Genomic DNA, 21,514 nt, shown 5'->3' with positions numbered 1-21,514 from the left:
TCCTTATGGTCCTTTATCTTTGCAAATAATAGGGATTATATTTATGAGTCGTGTTGTGCAAGAAATTGGTCAACTTTTACTAGAAGAAGTACTACTGCGTGAGGGTGATACAGATGATTTATCTCGACAGAGACGAGAGACATTTTTACCTTTATTTCAAAGTTGTACAAAATACCTGATTTACTTTGGTACGGGTATAGCAATTCTTTATACTATTAAAATTGACCCGACTCCTATTTTAGCAGGTGTAGGTATTTTAGGTTTAACAATTGGAATGGGAGCGCAAAGTCTGGTTGAAGATATCGTGGCAGGTTTCTTTATTTTGTTTGAAAATTATTACTTAGTAGGAGATTTTGTAGAGATAAATGGTGTAAGTGGTTTTGTTACGGGAATAGAATTAAGAACAACTCGGATTAATTATGAAGATAAAAATTATATTATCCATAATCGTGATGTTAAGGATATAGTTAATCACTCTAGCTATAGTAATGCAGTGGTGATGCTCAAAATTCCTTATCAAGTTAAAATGAATCAAATCTATGAAGTTATAGAAAAAGTTGGAAATAAGCTTCTAGAGGATTATTCGACAGACATAATTGAACCAACAATAATAGAAGGAGTAGAAGAATTTTCTGAAAATCAAATATTAATCGAAGTAGTTACACAAGTTAAACCAGGAAAACATTTAATTATTCAGAAAGTCTTAGGTATAATGATTAAACAAGCTTTTGAGGAAGCAAATATTGAACTTCCCGTGGTTAATCATGTCAAACTGAGTAACGATCAACCTATCCCAATATTTTTAAAACCTCTAAGGGTTAAACTACGCAAAAATCAATAGTAAAGTCATCAAGAATTAGGAATGACTGAATAAATTTAAAACCCATATATATAGAAGGCAATAGGTAACAGTGGGGAAAATACTTCCCCGTCTAAATATTCATCATTAGTCTATTTCCCAACCAACTTTTTATTTGCTATATCAGAGGTTTAAGAATATTGAAAATAATTACTTTTAACTATCAAATTACTGTGCAATCTATTCAAGGAAAACAATTATGTTCCCTAAAAATAATCTTAACAACTTAATTGAAATCGATCTAAACAGCATCATTGCAACTGTAGTTGAAATTGGATTTATAATATTTCTCTTTGTGGCAATTAGATTTTTGTTAGACAGAGCTTATGAACAATTAATGAAAGTATCATCCATCAAAAAAAATAAAAAAGATATTGAAGTTATCTACCAAAATATTCAGATATTATTAACTTTAAGTGGTTTACTATTATCTTTATTAGTGGTAGGAATTAATGGATGGCTTATTTATCAAGGAAATAATTTAATCGAATACCAAACTTCTTTGATTAAAAGTATTTCCTTTGATTACTTGCTAGTTATAGGAATTAGAGTCCTCAAAATCTTGGGCATACTAATTTTAACTAAATGGAGTATTCCATATATAAATAAATTTATAACCTGGTCAAAAGAACGAGCGAAAAATTTTGATAAAATCACTGCTAATGACGCCAGTATTGACAATTTGTTTGAATTTTTCAAGAGCAACTTTAATAATATGGTTTGGCTGTTATATATTACTATATCAGCTAAAATTATGCTATTCCCAGTAGTAATTATCAAATATTTGTATATAAGTTTGCAGATTTATATGATTATTATTACAGGATTACTATTTACGAAAGCTAATACAACAATTATTGATACTTTTGATGCTCTTAGCAAGAAATATTCCGATAAAAGAAATATTTTGCGGATCTATGATCGCTTAAGTAAATTAATTCCTCTTGCTAAAAAATTTATTGAATATGCAATATATATCACTACAGCTACTTTAGCCATTCAAAAAGTTGATTTTATTGCCAGTTTAGCTCCTTATGGTCCTTTATTTTTGCAAATAATTGGGATTATATTTATGAGTCGTCTTGTGCAAGAAATTGGTCAACTTTTACTAGAAGAAATACTACTGCATGAGGGTGATGCAGATGATATATCTAAACAGAGACGACAGACATTTTTACCCCTATTTCAAAGTTGTATTAAATACCTGATTTACTTTGGTACAGGGATAGCAATTCTTTATACTATTAATATTGACCCGACTCCTATTTTAGCAGGTGTAGGTATTCTCAGTTTAACAGTGGGAATGGGAGCTAAAAGTCTGATTGAAGATATAGTTGCAGGTTTCTTTATTTTATTTGAAAATTATTACTTAGTAGGAGACTTTGTAGAGATAAATGGTGTTTATGGCTTTGTTACAGGAATAGAATTAAGAACAACTCGCATTAATTATGAAGATAAACATCACATTATCCATAATCGTGATGTTAAGGATGTAGTTAATTACTCACACCATAGTAATTCAGTTGTCACTCTGAAAGTTCCTTATCAAAGCGATATTAATCAAATCTATGAAATTATAGATATAGTAGGAAAGAAGCTTCAAGAAAAGTATCCAGAAGAGATAATGAAAGGCACAGTAGTAGATGGAATAGAAGAATTTTATGACTATCAAATGTTAATTCATATAACTACAGAAGTTCAACCAGGAAGACACATTGATATGAAGAGAATTCTTGGTACAATGATTAAACAAGCTTTCCAAGAAGAAGGCATTGAAATTCCTGTGATTCACCATTTAATGATTAATGAAGAACAATCATAGGGCAACAAATATCAACCTTAATCAAGATACTGTTAACCAAAAATAACATGACCCAAAAAGAAGGTCTCAAACCTCTCCTTTTAAGGGGATGAAAATAATAAACTTGAGTATTTCAAGCTTCCCTATTCCATAGACGTACTGATAACTGATAACTGATAACTGAAATGACTCACTATCAACAATTACTCCAAATTAATACTTCTGGTAAATCTTTATCCAGAATTACTTCTAAAGTGCAAGAAGCTGTAGCTAAGTCAGGGGTAAAAACAGGTTTATGCAATCTATTTTTACGCCATACTTCCGCCAGCTTAATAATTCAAGAAAATGCCGACCCAGATGTATTAGTTGACTTAGAAAACTTTATTTCTAAATTAGTACCAGAAGGTTATCATTATATTCATAGTGCAGAAGGACCTGATGATATGCCTGCTCATATTCGTAGTGTTTTAACTCATACTTCCGAACAAATTCCTATTAATAATGGGAAATTAGTATTAGGTATTTGGCAAGGAATTTATGTTTGGGAACATCGCCAACGTAGTCATTGCCGAGAATTAGTAATTCATATTAGTGGGGAGTAATTTTTGATTAATTAGAAAAACCGAGTTGTTGAATAAACTCAGTTTTTCTAGCGATCTTCTTTAAGGAATGAAAATTAAGCAATTTTTTCTGCCTACTCCTGCTTTAATTAATCCTTTTTTTCTTTGATCTATAGCAATATGATTTGAGTTGTGAGATATTGGAGAATTTTAGGGAACACTTAACTGGGAATAGGGAACAGGGAATAGGGAACATGGAACAAGAAAATGTATTTTATTCATAAGATAACTGCTATATTCTATGCTTTTAAGGAACACCTCAATTCTCACATCTCATTCCTGATTGCTATATTTCTGATTTTTGATTTTCGGCTATAATTTGAGCCTTTTCTCTTAATTTTTGAAATTGTTTATCAGTAATACCATTTATCAAAAGTATTACTACATCTCCTTGAGAGTAGGGAGTAGCTTCAATAATTAATAATTAATAATTAATAATTAATAATTACCTGTCCTTGAAAACGGATAGGATTGACGAACAGGAAAAATTTTTTCTTCTCTTGGTCGATTGGATACAGCGAGGAGACCTCGCTATCCCATCCTTACGGACAGCTACCTCTTACTCCTCCGGAGGAGCTGCGCTTTTCATGTCGGCGACAGCCGAAACGCTAACGCTAACGACCGTTTTTTTTTCCTTAAAATGGGAGGCTTTAGACAACAATTTATCGGTTAAAAGAGATCAGATATTTTGATTTAATGCCGATAATCTTTACAAACATTACTGAAGCATTATTATTACTTAATAACTGAAGTTCCATCGGAAGTATAGCATTATTTTTGGGAATTGGCATAATACCAATAACTCTTGATGAAGGTCAACGACGGTATATGAAACTGCAGTCTAAGCTCCTTGAGTTGGGGTAAATAAAAATTATTTCTCTAAAAATTCCATAAATTGTTTGGATAAACAAGGTTTTGAGCAACACTACTGACTTTGCCGAGATAAAATTGAATAGGCCAAAATAGCAGCTTGAGTGCGATCGCGCAAATTTAACCTCCGGAGAATATTAGTAATATGATTTTTGACAGTCTTCTCAGAAATATAGAGAGTTTGAGCTATTTCTCGGTTATTTGCACCAGAAGCAATTAACTGTAAAATTTCTTGTTCTCTTGGTGTTAAATCTTGCCAATTTTGGGGAGGGTTATTAACAGGAATTGAGATTTGAGAAATCACTTTTTTACCTATACCTGGTCCTAATTGTGTATAGCCTTTATATACAGATTGAATTGCCTGAGCTAATTCTTCTGAAGGTGTGTCTTTTAATAAGTATCCGGAGGCCCCATATCTCAATGCTTGAGTGACATATTCATCATCATCAAATGTAGTTAAGATTAACACTTTTATTTCTGGAAAACGCTGAGAAATTTCTTTAGTAGCAGCTACTCCATCCATAATTGGCATTCGTACATCCATTAAAACTACATCTGGTTGTAGATTTTCTATTTGATTTATTGCAGTGGCTCCATTCTCCGCTTCTCCTACTATTTCTAAATTATTTTCTAACTTTAATAAAGCTTTTAATCCACGCCGAATTAAATTTTCATCATCAACTAATAAGACTTTAATCATAATTTATAGGGAATAGGGAGAAATAATTGATAATTTATATCATGTCCGGATAATTAGTGATAAAAAAATTTTTGTTTGTAGTATAGCTCTCAGCCCGATAATAGATAGGACTAGGGCAAAACTACGAAGCTCTAATTATAACTATTCAACCGGACATGATATTATGGATAATATTCGAGATTTATAATAAAATGTGCAATTAATTTTGCATAAACACTAATGTGTAATTAGTTTTGCATAAGCACTTATGAAATACAAAAAATTGTCCTACTTATGAATCAGCCCATCTTCCCATCAATTTTTGGTAGAAAACATTAGCATACTTTATATAATATAGCGTTTTTAATACGAATGAGGTACACCTATATTTTTTTCTTCCCTATTCCCTATTCCCTATTCCCTATTCCCTAAAAGAGGGAAAATTAGCAATTATTTTACATCCTGCACCAGGGTCAGTCAAAATCTCCAACTCACCTCCTAATGCTAAAGTACGTTCTCGCATTCCCTGCAAACCAAATCCAGTAGTATTTTGTTTTAAATTGAATCCTTGACCATTATCTTGAACAATTAGATGTAAATTTGTGGTAGTGAAAATATGAATTTCTACTGTAGTTGCTGAGGCATATTTATAAATATTAGTTAATGCTTCTTGCACTATACGATAAATAGCAATTTTTACTTCATAATTCAGAGAATAATTGATACTTATATTGCTTCTGGGTAAAATACCAGTAGATTTATAAAAATCTGCTATTAAATTAGCGATCGCTGATTCTAAAGATTGATTTAGCCACCAATTATCCCGTAAAGCTGCCACTGACTGACGCACTTCATTTAAAGCTTTTGAACCTAGTTGTTTAGCCGAAGCCAAAAATTCCATTGATTCTTCTGGTTCTGATTTTCTCAGTTTCCAAGCTGCCTCTAAACTAACATTTAAAACTGTTAAATAATGCCCTAAAGAATCGTGAATTTCTCTAGCAATCCGATTTCGTTCTTCTAAAGCGACAATGTTTTCTATTTTTCGGGCATATTGTCGTAGTTTTTCATTGGCAATTGCTAGTTCTTCTCGACTTTTTCGTTCTGACATTACTGCCTTTACTAATAACTGGAGAAAAATTATTAATAATCCAAACAAAATTATTGAGCTGAAGAGAACTAAGATAAATCTTTCTCTAGCAAATAATGGCAGTCTCGTCAGTTTTTGTAATCTTTGAACTTGAATAAGTGTAAATAAAGAAAAAACAAAAATATTGATAATTATATTTTGCTTCTCGGCAAAAATAAAACAATCCCGAATCACCAAAATTAGACATAAAAGTGGAGATAAATGCAAACCAGCCAAGAACGACATAATAATTATTAAAATAATTTCGACAGTAGTATAAATAATTTTATGGTAACGGGATTTATTAATCGGTAAAAATAGTCCCATCATGCTAAATACTATCAGCATAAAAAGATTGATAATTAGTAGATTTGATACTTCTGCTGTGGGAAAAAACTGTATTCTACGACGACCATAGAGAGGGAATTTAAGAATTTGACTCAGAGCAATAATTACCAATAAAATCCATTCTAAGTATAGTAAAAAACGAATAGGATGTTTAGCTATTTTGGGGAAAATAATCATAAGTCTGTCGAGAGTTAATTTGTAAGTATTCAGCACTCAGCTATCAGCTATAGCGGTTTTCACAAAGGTAGACTACAAAAATTCTTCCTTCTTCCTTCTTCCTTCTTCCTTTCAACCCAAATCTCTGTACTCTATATTAATGAAAATTGCTATATCAGCCATTAATTCATTATTTTGGCAGGAGAAATTAGTCTCCAAAGAGAATTAAAAGTCGGACACGAAAAAGGTTATCAGTTAATCTTAGTAGTTGCTTTATTCTTTACGAAAATACGAAAAGCTGAAAGCTGAATGCTAATAGCTGAATGCTTACGTTAATTTCGGCACGATTTTAGCATATCATCACACTTAAATTTTCATGTCTAGCAGAAATTTTCTCTACATAAGTCAAGTTAAATAAACATCTAATCAGATACATTGTATAGCACTACGTTAATTAGTTAGAACATTTATAAATGCTCTCTCCGAGCGTCAGGAATCACTTCTGAATTCTAAATTCTGAATTCTAAATTGCGCGTAGTGCTATAGGACTAAAGTCCTAGAATAATTTAGGACTTTTATCTCAGGTTATTTGAGAGTTGCGACTTGTAGGATAGAACATAAGTAAACACTCAATAAAAAAAATTAATTGGGAATAAACACAATGAAACGTCGTTCTTTGGCTATATTATTTGCCATTATTGCCACCATTCTTTTTGCTAATCCTTTGACAGTTCTTGCCCAACCTAAAAATTTGAATTTGACTTCCGAACAAAAAACTCAGTGGGAAGAAATTAGGGCAAACACCAAAGCTCAAATTCAAAATATTCTTACCCCCCAACAACAGGAACAGTTCCAAACTTTAACTTCACAAGGTCAACGAGGACGAAAAGTGATGAAGCAGTTAAATCTTTCTGAAGAGCAAAAAACTCAAATGCGCGAAATAATGCAGTCATCACGCCAACAAATGGCAAATATTTTAACTGAAGAACAACTTGGGCAGTTTCGTCAGAGAGTTGTTGCCCAACTTGAAAATTTGAATATGACTCCCGAACAAAAAACTCAGTGGGAAGAAATTAGGGCAAACACCAAAGCTCAAATTCAAAATATTCTTACCCCCCAACAGCAGGAACAGTTCCAAACTTTAATTTCACAAGGTCAACGAGGACGAAAAGTGATGAAGCAGTTAAATCTCTCTGAAGAGCAAAAAACTCAAATGCGCGAAATAAGGCAGTCATCACGCCAACAAATAGCAAATATTTTAACTGAAGAACAACAAGAGCAGTTGCGTCAACAAAGACAAATGCGATGACAAAAAAATCATTCAGCAATTAACAATTAATAATTACCTCTTCTTAAAAGAAGGGGTAAAATTGTATCAACGAAAATTTTTGATTTTATCCCCTATCCAAGGGGAGGTTTTTAACCTGAATTGTTTAATTATTAATTATTATTAGTTGGTGTTGGATATGAAAAATACTATGAATAAAAAAGTTAATCAAAATATAAATTAGCAAGAACTTTGGAATGCTTGATGTACTTGTTCTAACAAACTGCACACAGACTTAAAATCTCTTGTTTGTTGAGACAAAGGTATTAACATCTGCGAGGCAAGAATCACAAAACGATCTGCTGTAGAAATTGACATTCCGGCATCTTCAAGTCGTTTTCCTAAAGTTTTAGTTTTACTAATTATAGTCTGTTCATCTAGATAAAAATTGAATGAGGAATATTTCTTACAAATCAAGATAGCATCAATACTAATAGGAGCTTTCGCTGCTTTCTTTGGAGTTGCTGCGCGTAACTCACCATGAACTGGATGTGCTGCAACAACAACCATTCCAGCGATCGTAATAGCTTGGCAAATAGCAGCCCACCCTTCTACCTTAGAGTGATGGAAACTGAATACCAAGACTCCATTATCCTTAAGTACACGCTGACACTCAGAAAAAACTGTAGCAAGTTGTCTGGTAAATACATGAGGGTCTTTATCTTGGACCTCTCCTTGGTCTGATGAATCAAATTTGGCGAACTCTGGGTAACGATCTTTGAAAACAGGAGATAACCAGGCAAAAAAGAAGTCGCTCAACTCGCTGTAATGAACAAAATCGAAATAAGGGGGATCGGTAATAACTGCATCTACTGATTTTGCGGGTAAAGGTAGGTGGGAGCTATCACCATTAAGCACCATTAAACTATCTTGCTTCTTCTGGAAATGCTCCCATGTTTCGACAGTATGAACATTAATTGGTTGACTGGATAGAGTTTTTTTGGAGGCTGTCCGTTTTGTTAAGTCGCCTTTAAAATCAATTTCAAAAGGACAGTCAAGATATGACTTTGCCCGCATTAGGCGTGACTCAAACAGGGTACTAAAAGTACCACTGCTTTTACCCGTTCCCCATATTGAGTTTTCCAGGGGAGTACGCTCCGGCTTTAATATATGATTCGAGAACGTATGTCGTACAGCACCAGTACCCTCACCCTTGAAACTGCAGAACAGGTTGTTAAATTCTAAAGTGCTGGAAAATAAGCATAGCATTTGCTCCCGAATAGCTTTCTCCTCTATCTCCAGGATACTTCGCAACAAGAGTCCAAGGCATAATAATTGTCTAGAATTAAAAAAGTCTCGCCAATATGTATAGTTATAACTACGAGCTTGGTTAGTATTATGTCCTGGTCTAACTTTCAAAGTTGGCAGTGGCAATGTCTCACTCTGTAACCTTGCCTCTGCTTCCGCATAAAGTGATAAATCTTCTTCTCCCACCGGAAGGTAAACTTTTTCGCCGTTTGGACGCAGTGCCATAATAGCATACAACCGATGATCTGGCGGGTTGCCGTTAGATGGCAAGAGGTCTTTAATTCGATAGCGAGTACCGTCTTTGGCAATTATGTACTGACCCGATGCAGGTCCTTTTTGAGGGTTAAAACGATATTCACAATGAGGACATATAAGGTCAATTGCATCATAGCGATTTTCAATTATACCCCAACAACTCGGACAGACAATTTGAGCTTTCGGCTTTTTCTTGGGGTAAGCATTCTGTGAGAATACATACCGAGAAAAAAGTGGAATCGTTTCTCTGTTTGGGGTGGTGACAGTTTTCACCCAGAAAAAATAAAGTACCGATATCAGTTTGCCAGTTTGCGGATCTCTAGTCTGGTAGTAGCGACGAATTTCAGGAGCAACCTTATGTTCAAGAAGAGCAAATGCAGCGCGAAGTTTTGTTTCTGGTACTCTGGTAAATGCTTGACGAACAAGAAAAGTGCTTATGGGGTTGATATCGCAACCAATTGCCTTAGCTCCAAGCTTAACCGCTTCTCCTAGGGTTGTACCACTACCCATAAAAGGATCTAGTATCACTTTGTCAGTAAATTGGTGACTTTTATAGAAATTCTGCCAAACATTATTGGTATCAGGAGGACTCAGAGCTGCTAACGTAATGGCACGAAACACGCTCCCCAAGCGTGTAGCCCACCATTTGTGAATGTGATATATTGGACGATTAATCTCCTTGCGCCAACTCTCTCGTTCTGCAACCTGGCTAATTTCAACAATTGGGAAGTCCCTTTCAATCGCTGTAGTTGCATGGGGTGGAATGAATAGAACTTGTTTGGGAGTTAGATTCATTACTCTTGACCTCCCGCACTCTCATCAAGATTGGGAACAACATCAGCTATTGTTACCGACCTTGAACTTTGGCTGACCAACCTATAGGCGACAAACTTGTGTTCATTGCCAGCATTAGGGTTAGGAATTCTCGTGGCATTGAGTTCGTTAGTCTGCAAATCGAAATTATACCCCACAACCAGAGTATTTGCCTCAACACGACTTAAGCGACCCACTTCTTTAAACCTAGAGTCCGCATTCATATTATCAGGTACAATTAGAGTCATCAAACCAGTTGTTCCTTCAGTTAGTGCAAAAGGTGTCGGGGCAACATACATTTTGCGATCGCGAATCATCACATCACCATAAGTCCCAAAACCTTTAATGCTCTTATTCTTGTGAATATAGTTGCGCTCCGCGTTCAGAAAGTCACCGTGACACATGACTAAATCGATAACAGGATACTGTTTGCTTCCCTTACCTCGATCTGGATAAGCCGATAAATCAGCAGGATAACGACCAAAAACATAAAAGATTTGCCTTCCATTATGATAACCTGTCGGAACTTGACTATTGCAATCGTAATCCCGTTCACGACCAGGCCAAGCTAACCCCTTAACTTCATATCCTTCAGTTGACTCAACCAAGCAGAAATCAGGATAGCTATTCCGGCCTGATTCCTCAAAATGAACTGGGATATCTTGCAACCGTTTTTTAAACCAGTTTTGAAAGTGAAATTCTTTATCCTTACGACTTATAGATTCAATCAGTTCACCTTCCTGGACAGCTAATACGCACTGCTCAAAAATATCAAAGCAGGTTGTATTTGTCATCTAGATTTTCCTTTTTTCAAAATGTCCAAAAAGACTCGACAGTTTAATTAAATATTATATCATATTAATACTCTTTTTCACAAGAGCTTCAGTATAGCTAAAATAGATTAAATTCAGTATTAATTATAGTAGAGTAAATTATGTTTCAATACAATTTGTTTTCTCAACCAAAACGAAAACCACTTAATATTATCTATTGCTTTATAACAAAGAGAAGCACAATATTATTTCGCACTGCAATGGCGATCGCTCTGTTAGGAACTGTAAGTTGTACTACCAAAGTGCAACTTGAATCTCCCACCGTTGCTCAGACTCAAAGCAAAACTACCGTAAATTCATCCGTCTCTAATGTTGAAAATATCGCTGCTACTTCAGACTACCAAAAAATAACTGTAGTAGAAAACCTGGAACATCCCTGGGGTATTGACTGGTTGCCAGATGGAGCAATGCTAATTACCGAAAGACCAGGGCGGTTGCGAATTGTTCGTGATGGAATTTTAGACCAGACTCCTATTGCCGGAGTTCCTCAAGTCTTTGCTGTTAGTCAAGGAGGTTTATTGGATGTCTCAGTTCACCCGCGTTTTGCAGAAAATCGTTGGATCTATTTAACCTATTCCCATGGCGATCGCTCGGCAAACCGTACTCGTATCGCCCGCGCTCGACTTGAGAATAATACTCTGCGAGATTTAAAAGTAATCTTTGAGGTTTCCCAGACCAAACCAGGGGCGCAACATTTTGGGTCGCGTCTTGTTTGGTTGCCTGACGGAACTCTAGTCGCAACCATTGGTGATGGAGGCAACCCACCTATTGAATACAATGGCGAATTTATTAGGCAACAAGCTCAAAACCGCAATAGTCATCTGGGCAAGGCGATCAGATTAAATGACGATGGATCTATACCCTCCAATAACCCTTTCGCCACCTCCACAGATGCCAAACCTGCCGTCTGGAGTTATGGACACCGCAATATCCAGGGGATTGCATTAGACCCGACAAAAAATCGAATCTGGGCAACCGAACATGGTTCCAGAGGTGGTGACGAACTGAATTTAATTCAGGCAGGAGAAAACTATGGTTGGCCTGTCGTTACTCACAGTCGTGAATATTCTGGAGGACTTATCTCCCCTGAAAAATCTCGCCCCGGTCTGATAGACCCTAAAGTAGTATGGACTCCTTCCATAGCTCCCTCTGGTTTAGCTTTTTATAACGGCGATCGCTTTCCCCAGTGGAGAGGTAATTTGTTTGCGGGTGGGTTAGTTTCCCAAGATATTCGTCGCATTGAGCTAGACGAAGCAGGTAACGTTATCGGTCAGCATTCTATTCCTATAGGTCAGAGAGTGCGGGATGTGCGACAGGGACCCGATGGACTATTGTACATTCTCACCGATCGGCCAAACGGACAGTTAATTCGACTGGAACCCGTTGGAGGATAGGAGGTACACTCGTGGCGGGTGGTGGTGCATAGTAATAGTAGAGAGAGTGTGGGAAGTGTGGGAAGTGTGGGGAGTGTGGGAAGAAATTACAAATTTTATATTCCCTACTCCCTACTCCCTACTCCCTACTCCCTACTCCCTAAAACCAACGAATTTTGTACCTCACGCTTTTTGGAAACTGCTATACATTTAATTTTGCCTACCTTACTGAACTATTTATTAGTAGGCTTGAGGTTAAATCAAAATAATTATTTATTTATATTTCCTATAAATTTGATAATTAATATTATGTCCGGATAATGAGTGATAAAAAAAATTTTGTTTGTAGTATTGCTCTAGCCCTAAATTATAGAAGTTGCTCAAGCCCTACTACAAGCCTTAATTATAACTATTCAACCGGACATAATATAACATTACAGATAAAATATTCACAGTTCAATTTAATTTATTAAAAAAACATTTTATTCTCTTGACAAGCCAGCAAATTATGCTAAAATTCTTATCTAATCCATTAATTAAGCGAATAAGTATGTTGCTTCAAGACAAACAAATGACTGCACAAGAGTTCATTTCCCTACTCGACGAGATTATTGAAAAACAACATTTACTTAAGCACACATTCTATCAAATGTGGAATGAAGGAAAATTATCTTTAGAAATGTTGCAAGAGTACGCTCAAGAATATTATCTACAAGTTCATTATTTCCCTACTTATGTTAGTGCTACTCATGCAGCTTGTGACGATTTAGAAATTCGGAAAATGCTCTTAGAAAATTTGATTGAAGAAGAAATGGGAGCAGCAAATCACCCTGAATTATGGTTACGTTTTGCTGAAGGTTTAGGAGTAAAAAGAGAAGCAGTTAAAGAGCGGGAACATTTAGCAAAAACTCAGGAATCTGTAAGTATTCTCAAGGAATTAGCTCGGAGTGAAAATCCTGCTAAAGGTTTAGCTGCTCTTTATGCTTATGAGTCACAAATTCCTGAAGTTGCTACTACTAAAATTTCTGGTTTGAAAGAATTTTATGGTATTGATTCTGAAGCAGCTTTATCCTTTTTTAAAGTACATGAAAAAGCTGATGAAATTCACAGTAAAGTTACCAAAGAAGCATTGGTAAAACTATGTGAAACTGATGCTGAAAAACAGGAAGCATTAGCAGCAGCAGCAAAAGCAGTAGATGCTTTGAATTTATTGCTTGATGGTGTTTATGAAGAATATTGTCAAGCTGTGAATTAATTGTTAATTAACTAGCTATCAGCTTTTAGCTATCAGCTAGCCTCCTAGGTCGGAACTACGTTAACAGCTTTTATAGTTCTAGGTTAAAATTTCTGGCTTTTATAAGCTAGATGGTTGAGGAGGAGTTGAAATCTCCTTCTCAACATCTAATACTATTTTGAAAAAAAAGATAATTTCCGATATTAGGTGTAAGAAGGAAGAAGGTTAAAAATCGGGAAAAAATTCAACTTAGGGTAGAAGTTATACAGTAATTTCGGGTTATTATTTCGCATCATTTGAATAATTTTTCCTGTGGTTATCGTATATATTTTATAGCAGTCAAAGTAGAGGTTCGGACAGTTATCAAATCTGTTAGTATCGGTACAATAAATATCGTAGGAGTTTGGTCACCAAACCCCTACCAAACTAGGAGTTTTTGCCTCTTTTAGAATCTTATATATAATCCGGCTGAAAAGTCGTCATTGCGATGATAGGAAGCAATCTCCTAAACCCTTGAGATTGCTTCCTTTCACTCCGTTCCAGTCGCAATGACTGGGTTATAGTAATTATTTGGACATGATATAACTTTTGACTTCTAACTTTTGTACGGGTGATTCGCGAATCACCCCTACTGACTTCTGATGTCTTACTTCTTCCAGGAGAATAAAATATGCCTAGATCGGCAGGTAATTCTAATGTAGAAAAACTTCAAACTGGTGAAGCCCAACTTTTAATTCTTTTAGTAGGAATTAATCAATATGATGATGACCGAATAAATAACTTAAATTATTGTGTTAATGATTGTCAGGAATTAAAGGCTGCATTAGAATCAGCAACAAAATTATTCACCAATAAAACTATTATTATCCATCACGATAATACTCCTGCATCTCCTCTTCTTGATGTGGTGAAAAATAGCTTGGAAAAGTTAGTCTCTCAAGCAACTAAAGAAGATACTATTTTAATTTATTTTTCCGGTCATGGTTTTTTAGACAAACAAACTCAGCAACCAATATTATGTCTGAAAAATACTGAAACTAATAATTTAGCTACAACGGGTTTGCCTGTGGCGGAAATTTTGCAAAAGTTGGCAGAAAGTGGTGCTAAATATCAATTGATTTTTATTGATGCTTGTCATAGTGGTGGAACAAGTATTAATTTTCAGCATTTATCTGAAAGTAAGAAATTATCTGAATCTGAAACATCTAGTATTGCTCCACAATTAATTGAATTATTTTGGCAAAGGGCTGCTAAAAGTAAGGGCTTTTATGCCCTTTTGTCTTGCGATAAGTATGAACAATCTGAAGAATGGAAAAATTTAAAACATGGATTATTTACTTATTATTTGATTCAAGGTTTTTTGGGGAAAGCTGCGGATAAGTCGGGAGTAATTGAGGCGGATAGTTTATATAAATATGTTTATCATCGGACTTTGGAATATATTGATAAAACTAATCAGCAAATTCGTTTGACTAATCAACAAAAAGCTAATCGTAGTGAATCAAATATTCAGTCGGAATCTCCAGGGCAAACTCCTGTGCGAATTGTGGAAGGAGCAGGAGAGTTTGTGTTAGGAATTGTGCCGATTAATAGTAATGAAAATAGTCGGCGACAGGCTGTAATTATTAATGGTTTAGCAGGATGTGAGGAGACTGTTTCTTTATCAGGTATTTTGCACAGTCAGGGTGAATTTGTTGTGGGATATTGGCCACGAACAGACAGCTCTTGGCAGGATGTAAAACGCGGAATATTGAAATGTTTAAACCTTTCTTCCCCCTCTTCCCCCTCTCCCCACACCTCCCACACTCCCCACCCTCCCCACACCTCCCACACTCCCCACACTCCCCCCTCTTCCCCCTCTCCCCACACCCAATTAGAAACAACATTTCTCTACATCCGTGGTGAGGTTGAAAGTGTCATTAATGATGATAATGAGCAGGAGCATTATCTGGTTTTGGGGGATGGGGTGCGTATTAGTTGTTTTTGGTTGCAGAGAAAGTTATGGAATTCTCAGGTGCGTCAACAGGTTATTATTCTTGATTTTCCTAATGCTGAAAATGATGTGCTGACTCAATGGGTGGAATATTTGCACCAAGAAAAGAATAAGTCTCAATGTATTATTGCTTCCTCGTCGTTACAGTTTTCTCAGGAATTGGTGAAAATATTCGGAAATGCTCGACATGGTTTGACTGTTGCGGGGTTGGTTATTGAGTTGCAGCAACGGTTGCCTATTACAACTTATTTGTCTGGAAATGCTATCGATATTTTACTCCCTGGGGAGGCAACTAATACAATTTTTGATGCTAATATCTGCCCTTATAAGGGTTTGGAAGCATTTCGTCAACAGGATGCGGAGTTCTTTTTTGGTAGGCAAAAGCTGATACAGGAGATTTTGGCAAGGTTGCGGGATAGTTCGTTTTTGGCGGTGGTTGGTGCTTCGGGTAGTGGGAAGTCTTCGGTGGTGCAAGCTGGTGTTTTGCCACAACTGGCGACCGGGAAGCAACCGCCTGGTAAATGTTTGTGCTGTTGTTTTCGCCCTAGTGATTTTCTCTCTGGCAAAACTGATAAGACTGAGAAAACTCTGATAAATGCTTTAGCTCAGGCATTGGCAACTGATGGGAAGGTTGATGAAATGGAGGGTTTTTTGCATTTGGGTGTTCAAGGTTTGGTTTTGTGGTTGCGTCGTCGGGTGGAACCGATGGTGGTTTTGGTGGTAGATCAGTTTGAGGAATTATTTACTTTGACTGCTGAAAATGAACGTTCGGAATTTCTGAATTTGCTCTTGGGTGCTTTGCGGGAAACGTCGGATAAGTTGAGGTTGATAATAACGTTGCGGGATGATTTTATTGGTAATTGTTTGGAAGTGCCTGAGTTGGAGGTTTTGGTGCAGGAGAATTTGATGTTGGTGTCGCCTAATTTGCAGGAGGAGGAATATCGAGACGCTATTGTTAAACCTGCTGAGAAGGTGGGGTTAAAGGTGGAGTCTGGTTTGGTGGATGTATTGTTGGATGGCGTGCAGGAGGAGTTAGGGGGTTTGCCTTTATTGCAGTTTGTATTGCGGGAGTTGTGGGAGAAGAGGCGGGATGGAATGTTGAGTTTGCAGGTTTATCAGGAGGAAATTGGTGGTTTTAAGGAGGTGTTGCAGGATAAAGCGGAGAATGTGAGGCGGGGTTTGCATGGTGAGGAGGAGAGTTGCGCTCAGTTTATTTTTCTGGAGTTGGTGCAGTTGGGAGAAGAGGGGAAGGATACTCGCCGTCGGGTGTTGAAGTCGGAGTTGTTGGGTAAGAAGTATGGGAAGGAGGTGATGGAGTCTGTGTTGAAAAAGTTGAGTGATGCGCGGTTAATTGTTGTTGGTGATGTATCCCCCCTAGCCCCCCTTCGTAAGGGGGGAACTAATGAGGAAGAAAAAGCTTTCCTTGGTGAGGAAGGGGGTGGGGATGTTGCTGAGTATGAGGATAGATCCCCCCTAGCCCCCCTTAGTAAGGGGGGAACTAATCAGGATGAGAAAGCTGCTTTTTCACAGGAAGGTTTACCCGATGCCACAACCCCCTACTCCACACCAGAAAATAACAACAACAAAGCCCCCCTTTCAAAGGGGGGTTTGGGGGGATTAAAAACCACTATCTCACAGGAAAGTTCCCCCACTACCACAACACCCAACTCCACACCAGAAAATAACAACAACAAAAAAGCCCCTCTTCCCAAGGAGGGTTTGGGGGGATCGGAAATTACTGTGGAAGTTGCCCACGAAATCTTAATCCGTCATTGGTCAACTTTACGTTGGTGGTTGGATAATAATAGAAGTCGCCTACAACAGCAACGACAGATGGAGCAGGATGCTAAGAATTGGGTGCAACATGGGCGAGTCGATGATTTTTTGCTGCGGGGTGTGGCGTTGCAGAATGGGGAGGAACTTTATATTAAGTATGGTGATGAGTTGTCTGAGTTGACTCAGGAGTTTATTGAGGCGGGGATGGCGTTGCGTCAACGGCAGGAAGAGGAGAAACGACAGCGCAGACGAAGGACGGTATTGGGATTAGTGAGTGGTTTGGTGGCGGTGTCGGTATTTGCTGTGGGAGCGGTGTGGCAGTGGCGTTCGGCTGTTGTTGAGAAGAGGAATGCTACGCTCAAAAGTGAGATTACCACTTTAGAATCTCTAGTGGATACCAGTTTAGAGCGACAGTTAGATGTTCTTGCTTTGGGGAAAAAATTAAAAGCTGACTGGGTTAACCTGGAAAATAGGGTGCGCGGTATGGTATTGCTGCAACATACCTTTGATTTTGAGAAATGGAAAGAATTTAAGATTTTAGAGGAGCAGAAAAAGTCGTTCACGCACGTCAGTTTCAGCCCTGATAGCAAGTTCCTGGCTTCTGCTGGCAATGACACCACCGTGCGCCTGTGGCAAACAAATGGCACTCCTGTTGCTATTTTAGGTGGGCATAAAGGTGCAGTCACGCACGTCAGTTTCAGCCCTGATAGCAAGTTCCTGGCTTCTGCTGGCAATGACACCACCGTGCGCCTGTGGCAAACAGATGGCACTCCTGTTGCTATTTTAGATGGGCATAAAGGTGCAGTCACGCACGTCAGTTTCAGCCCTGATGGCAAGTTATTAGCTTCTGCTGGCAATGACACCACCGTGCGCCTGTGGCAAGTAGATGGCACTCCTGTTGCTACTTTAGATGGGCATAAATCTCTGGTCAAACACCTCAGTTTCAGCCCCGATGGCAAGTTACTCGCTTCTGCTGACTTCGACGGCACGGTGAGTGTGTGGGAAGTAGATGGCACTCCTGTTGCTATTTTAGATGGGCATAAAAGTGAGGTAAACCACGTCAGTTTCAGCCCTGATGGCAAGTTATTAGCTTCTGCTAGCAGTGATGGTACGGTGCGTGTGTGGCAAGTAGATGGCACTCCTGTTGCTACCTTAGATGGGAATAATGGGCATAATGGTGCAGTCAGACACCTCAGTTTCAGCCCCGATGGCAAGTTACTGGCTTCTACTAACGGTGACGATACGGTGCGTGTGTGGCAAGTAGATGGCACTCCTATTGCTACTTTAGATGGGCATACAAGTTATATCAGGCACGTCATTTTTAGCCCCGATGGCAAGTTACTGGCTTCTGCTAGCGGTGACTATACGGTGCGTATATGGCAAACAGATGGTACTCCTGTTGCTACTTTAGAGGGGCATAAAAATGTCCTCTTGCACGTCAGTTTCAGCCCCGATGGCAAATTACTGGCTTCTGTTAGCAGTGACGGCACCGTGCGTGTGTGGCAAACAGATGGCACTCCTGTTGCTACTTTAGAGGGGCATAAAGATGAGGTAAACCACGTCAGTTTCAGTCCTGATGGCAAATTACTGGCTTCTGCTAGCAGTGACGATACGGTGCGTGTGTGGCAAACAGATGGCACTCCTGTTGCTACTCTAAAAGGCCATCAATATAATATCTATCACGTCAGTGTCAGTTTCAGCCCCGATGGCAAGTTACTGGCTTCTGCTAGCCGTGACCGCACCGTGCGTGTGTGGCAAACAGATGGCACTGCTGTTGCTACTTTAGAGGGGCATAAATCTTCGGTCTTCCACGTCAGTTTTAGTCCAGATAGCAAGTTACTGGCTTCTGCTAGCGATGATGGTACGGTGCGTGTGTGGCAAGTAGATGGCACTCTTCTTGTTACTTTAGAGGGGCATAAATCTTCGGTCTCCCACGTCAGTTTTAGTCCAGATAGCAAGTTACTGGCTTCTGCTAGCGATGATGGTACGGTGCGTGTGTGGCAAGTAGATGGCACTCTTCTTGTTACTTTAAAGGGGCATAAAGATAGGGTTTCCCACGTCATTTTCAGCCCCGATGGCAAGTTACTGGCTTCTGCTAGCCGTGACCGCACCGTGCGTGTGTGGCAAACAGATGGCACTCCTGTTGCTACTTTAGAGGGGCATAAAAATTGGGTAAACCACGTCAGTTTCAGCCCTGACGGCAAGTTACTCGCTTCTGCTAGTGGTGACAGCACGGTGCGTGTGTGGCAAACAGATGGCACTGCTGTTGCTACTTTAGAGGGGCATAAAGGAGAGCGATATAAAGGTGCGGTCTCCCACGTCAGTTTCAGCCCTGATAGCAAGTTACTCGCTTCTGCTAGCACTGACAGCACGGTGCGTGTGTGGCAGGTAGATGGCACTGCTGTTGCTACTTTAGAGGGGCATAAAGATATTGTATGGCACGTTAGTTTCAGCCCCGATGGCAAGTTACTGGCTTCTGCTAGTGCTGATGGCACCGTGCGCCTATGGAATTTCGACCTCGACTCCCTCCTCAAACAAGGCTGCGACTGGGTGGGCGATCATTTGAGGAATAATCCCAATGTTAGCGAAGAAGACAAACGTTTGTGTGAATTTTAAGCATTCAGCATTCAGCGGTCAGCTATCAGCTTTTTAATGAATGAAGCCAGCATTCGTTTAACTTCTACTACATTTTCAATCAGAGATTCGTATTCTGAAACTGGGATGAAAATTCAGGTCGCGAGCAAGTAAAAGATGATATTCAAGCTCACTTGCTGAACCCATAGCAATTTGAAGAAAACGACATAGTTCTGCATCTCCATTTCTACCACATCCTTCTGCAATATTTGCAGGAATTGAAGCACAAGAACGACGAGCTTGACTTGTCAACCCATACAATTCTGCCGCAGGAAATGTAGATGTAGCTCGATAGACTGCTAAGGTTAACTGATGAGCTTTTACCCATACTTTTAATTCTTTGAAGTTTTTCAATGTTTCTTCCTCCTTATAATAGCTGATAGCTGACTGCTAATAGCTGAATGCTTAAAATTTTTCAACTACTTAGAATATAGTTTTCGCAATTCATCCATTGAAGAAACCTGGGGAATTTGAGTAACAATTCTCTCTAATAATTTCACATCATTAATTGCTGAAATCTCGGATAATATCCCCACATATTCATCACCAAACTTTAGTTTTAATCCCATTTCAATTGCCAATAATAACGCCTGTTTAATTTGAGCATCCTTTTGAGATATTTCAGCATCTTTTTCTACTGCTATTTCATCTCCTGTTTTAATCACATTCCCATCAGCATCGCACCAACGTAACCAAGTACCATTAATATTTTCAAACCTACCATTCCACAGAGTTAATCCCAGATTTATATCCGTAAACCAAGCATCATTTTTAGGAATATAAGAATTAAATTGCATTTGAAATACTTGCAGTACAGTTTCACTTAGTTTTTGCAATGGATCGTAGACAACATAATAAGGAATTTTTAACTGCGCGTAGTCTGTTAATTTACTTCCTAATTCATTGCCAGGAGTAGGAGAAATAATTTCAATTACAACATCTGGTGGCTTGCCAAATTCCCAGAATAAATAAGAACTAACATTTCTTTCCCACCATTCTTCACTGCCAATAATATTTAAGCTTAAAAACACATTCGGCACAATTCCTGAATCTCGGACATGAGAAAATAAACCCACATTAGCAGCAACAATAAAAGGAACATTTATAGGTATTTCAGCACCACTATAAAATACAGTTGTAAGTAAACGTTGTTGTTTTTCATTAATAAAACTATCCAAGGGAGTATCATCCTCCAGAATCATATTACTGGTGTCTGGATATTCATGGGGTAAAAGTGTCATTTCAGTTATCAGTTATCAGTTATCAGTTATCAGTAAACTTTGTAGGTTGGGTTAAGCGACAGCGCAACCCAACAACTATAAGTTTCTGTTGGGTTTCCTTAACGTCAACCCAACCTACGATAGTAAATATTCTAGCAACTATACTGAAATTTTTTTATAGATATAAATGAATCTTTTCTAAAGATTGGGAACAATTGTATTAGCAATTCCTGCTTTTTTAAATACTTGTTCAGCAGTTAACTCTAATCCTGCAAATAAAGAATCTATTAGTAGGGTATCTCCCATATAAGTTTGTGGCGGTGCATCTGGATAAAAAACTGTAATACTT

At 38.0% G+C, this 21,514-nt stretch carries 15 protein-coding genes; 8 read left to right on the top strand and 7 right to left on the bottom strand.

Translation table 11 applies throughout. From position 1 onward, the window contains the following. The 3 genes from F6K22_RS06100 to F6K22_RS06090 form a co-directional block, all read left to right on the top strand. A partial coding sequence (locus tag F6K22_RS06100; RefSeq protein WP_293094624.1) for a mechanosensitive ion channel family protein occupies window positions 1-841 on the top strand: 841 nt, incomplete at its 5' end. Window positions 842-1,058: 217 nt separating this feature from the next. Then, a complete protein-coding gene (locus F6K22_RS06095) occupies window positions 1,059-2,681 on the top strand; it encodes a mechanosensitive ion channel family protein (protein ID WP_293094622.1) in 1,623 nt (540 codons plus the stop codon). Between the two features lie 164 nt (window positions 2,682-2,845). Beyond that, window positions 2,846-3,262, top strand: coding sequence for a secondary thiamine-phosphate synthase enzyme YjbQ (locus tag F6K22_RS06090; protein WP_293094620.1), 417 nt, complete (start codon window positions 2,846-2,848; stop codon window positions 3,260-3,262). Between the two features lie 680 nt (window positions 3,263-3,942). Here F6K22_RS06090 and F6K22_RS06085 read toward each other — a convergent pair. The 3 genes from F6K22_RS06085 to F6K22_RS06075 all read right to left on the bottom strand — a co-directional run bounded on the left by F6K22_RS06085 (window position 3,943) and on the right by F6K22_RS06075 (window position 6,516). Beyond that, complete coding sequence (locus tag F6K22_RS06085; protein ID WP_293094617.1) at window positions 3,943-4,071, bottom strand: hypothetical protein; 129 nt, start codon at window positions 4,069-4,071, stop codon at window positions 3,943-3,945. 134 nt (window positions 4,072-4,205) lie between these two features. Continuing rightward, the gene (locus tag F6K22_RS06080; protein ID WP_293094614.1) at window positions 4,206-4,850 is read right to left on the bottom strand and encodes a response regulator transcription factor; all 645 of its coding nucleotides are present in this window, start codon (window positions 4,848-4,850) and stop codon (window positions 4,206-4,208) included. A gap of 400 nt (window positions 4,851-5,250) precedes the next feature. Next, a complete protein-coding gene (locus F6K22_RS06075) occupies window positions 5,251-6,516 on the bottom strand; it encodes a sensor histidine kinase (protein WP_293094611.1) in 1,266 nt (421 codons plus the stop codon). A gap of 604 nt (window positions 6,517-7,120) precedes the next feature. Between F6K22_RS06075 and F6K22_RS06070 the strand changes: the two genes are divergently transcribed. After that, a complete protein-coding gene (locus tag F6K22_RS06070) occupies window positions 7,121-7,768 on the top strand; it encodes a Spy/CpxP family protein refolding chaperone (protein ID WP_293094609.1) in 648 nt (215 codons plus the stop codon). A gap of 198 nt (window positions 7,769-7,966) precedes the next feature. Here the strand turns inward: F6K22_RS06070 and F6K22_RS06065 are convergent, their stop codons facing one another. Together F6K22_RS06065 and F6K22_RS06060 are read right to left on the bottom strand one after the other, a co-directional pair. Next, window positions 7,967-10,084, bottom strand: coding sequence for a DNA methyltransferase (locus F6K22_RS06065; protein ID WP_293094605.1), 2,118 nt, complete (start codon window positions 10,082-10,084; stop codon window positions 7,967-7,969). After that, window positions 10,084-10,896, bottom strand: a complete 813-nt coding sequence (locus tag F6K22_RS06060; RefSeq protein WP_293094602.1) for a hypothetical protein — start codon at window positions 10,894-10,896, stop codon at window positions 10,084-10,086. Before F6K22_RS06060 ends, F6K22_RS06065 begins: the two co-directional genes overlap by 1 nt. Before the next feature lie 140 nt (window positions 10,897-11,036). Between F6K22_RS06060 and F6K22_RS06055 the strand changes: the two genes are divergently transcribed. From F6K22_RS06055 to F6K22_RS06040, 4 genes are all read left to right on the top strand, one after another. Further along, window positions 11,037-12,329, top strand: coding sequence for a PQQ-dependent sugar dehydrogenase (locus F6K22_RS06055; protein WP_293094599.1), 1,293 nt, complete (start codon window positions 11,037-11,039; stop codon window positions 12,327-12,329). After that, window positions 12,319-12,522 carry a hypothetical protein gene (locus tag F6K22_RS06050; RefSeq protein WP_293094597.1) on the top strand — a complete coding sequence of 68 codons (204 nt, stop codon included), beginning with the start codon at window positions 12,319-12,321 and terminating at the stop codon, window positions 12,520-12,522. The genes F6K22_RS06055 and F6K22_RS06050 overlap by 11 nt, the downstream gene beginning before the upstream one ends. Before the next feature lie 336 nt (window positions 12,523-12,858). Then, window positions 12,859-13,563, top strand: coding sequence for a CADD family putative folate metabolism protein (locus F6K22_RS06045; RefSeq protein ID WP_293094595.1), 705 nt, complete (start codon window positions 12,859-12,861; stop codon window positions 13,561-13,563). A gap of 649 nt (window positions 13,564-14,212) precedes the next feature. Then, window positions 14,213-19,927, top strand: a complete 5,715-nt coding sequence (locus tag F6K22_RS06040; RefSeq protein ID WP_293094592.1) for an nSTAND1 domain-containing NTPase — start codon at window positions 14,213-14,215, stop codon at window positions 19,925-19,927. 75 nt (window positions 19,928-20,002) lie between these two features. Here the strand turns inward: F6K22_RS06040 and F6K22_RS06035 are convergent, their stop codons facing one another. Together F6K22_RS06035 and F6K22_RS06030 are read right to left on the bottom strand one after the other, a co-directional pair. Further along, the gene (locus tag F6K22_RS06035) at window positions 20,003-20,299 is read right to left on the bottom strand and encodes a four helix bundle protein (RefSeq protein WP_293094590.1); all 297 of its coding nucleotides are present in this window, start codon (window positions 20,297-20,299) and stop codon (window positions 20,003-20,005) included. A gap of 65 nt (window positions 20,300-20,364) precedes the next feature. Further along, complete coding sequence (locus tag F6K22_RS06030; RefSeq protein WP_293094587.1) at window positions 20,365-21,186, bottom strand: Uma2 family endonuclease; 822 nt, start codon at window positions 21,184-21,186, stop codon at window positions 20,365-20,367. Window positions 21,187-21,514 lie beyond the last annotated feature (328 nt).

Origin of the sequence: Okeania sp. SIO2F4, from assembly GCF_010672385.1 — a bacterium.
Lineage (GTDB): Bacteria > Cyanobacteriota > Cyanobacteriia > Cyanobacteriales > Microcoleaceae > Trichodesmium.
Note: the sequence above shows the minus strand (reverse complement) of the source record. Positions and strands in the feature narration are given on the sequence as shown.

Bases quoted from the DNA above. Each gene is read 5' to 3' on its own strand.
- F6K22_RS06095 (WP_293094622.1), top strand. From the start codon at position 1,059: ATGTTCCCTAAAAATAATCTTAACAACTTAATTGAAATCGATCTAAAC.
- F6K22_RS06090 (WP_293094620.1), top strand. From the start codon at position 2,846: ATGACTCACTATCAACAATTACTCCAAATTAATACTTCTGGTAAATCT.
- F6K22_RS06085 (WP_293094617.1), bottom strand. From the start codon at position 4,071: ATGCCAATTCCCAAAAATAATGCTATACTTCCGATGGAACTTCAGTTA.
- F6K22_RS06080 (WP_293094614.1), bottom strand. From the start codon at position 4,850: ATGATTAAAGTCTTATTAGTTGATGATGAAAATTTAATTCGGCGTGGA.
- F6K22_RS06070 (WP_293094609.1), top strand. From the start codon at position 7,121: ATGAAACGTCGTTCTTTGGCTATATTATTTGCCATTATTGCCACCATT.
- F6K22_RS06065 (WP_293094605.1), bottom strand. From the start codon at position 10,084: ATGAATCTAACTCCCAAACAAGTTCTATTCATTCCACCCCATGCAACT.
- F6K22_RS06060 (WP_293094602.1), bottom strand. From the start codon at position 10,896: ATGACAAATACAACCTGCTTTGATATTTTTGAGCAGTGCGTATTAGCT.
- F6K22_RS06055 (WP_293094599.1), top strand. From the start codon at position 11,037: ATGTTTCAATACAATTTGTTTTCTCAACCAAAACGAAAACCACTTAAT.
- F6K22_RS06045 (WP_293094595.1), top strand. From the start codon at position 12,859: ATGTTGCTTCAAGACAAACAAATGACTGCACAAGAGTTCATTTCCCTA.
- F6K22_RS06040 (WP_293094592.1), top strand. From the start codon at position 14,213: ATGCCTAGATCGGCAGGTAATTCTAATGTAGAAAAACTTCAAACTGGT.
- F6K22_RS06030 (WP_293094587.1), bottom strand. From the start codon at position 21,186: ATGACACTTTTACCCCATGAATATCCAGACACCAGTAATATGATTCTG.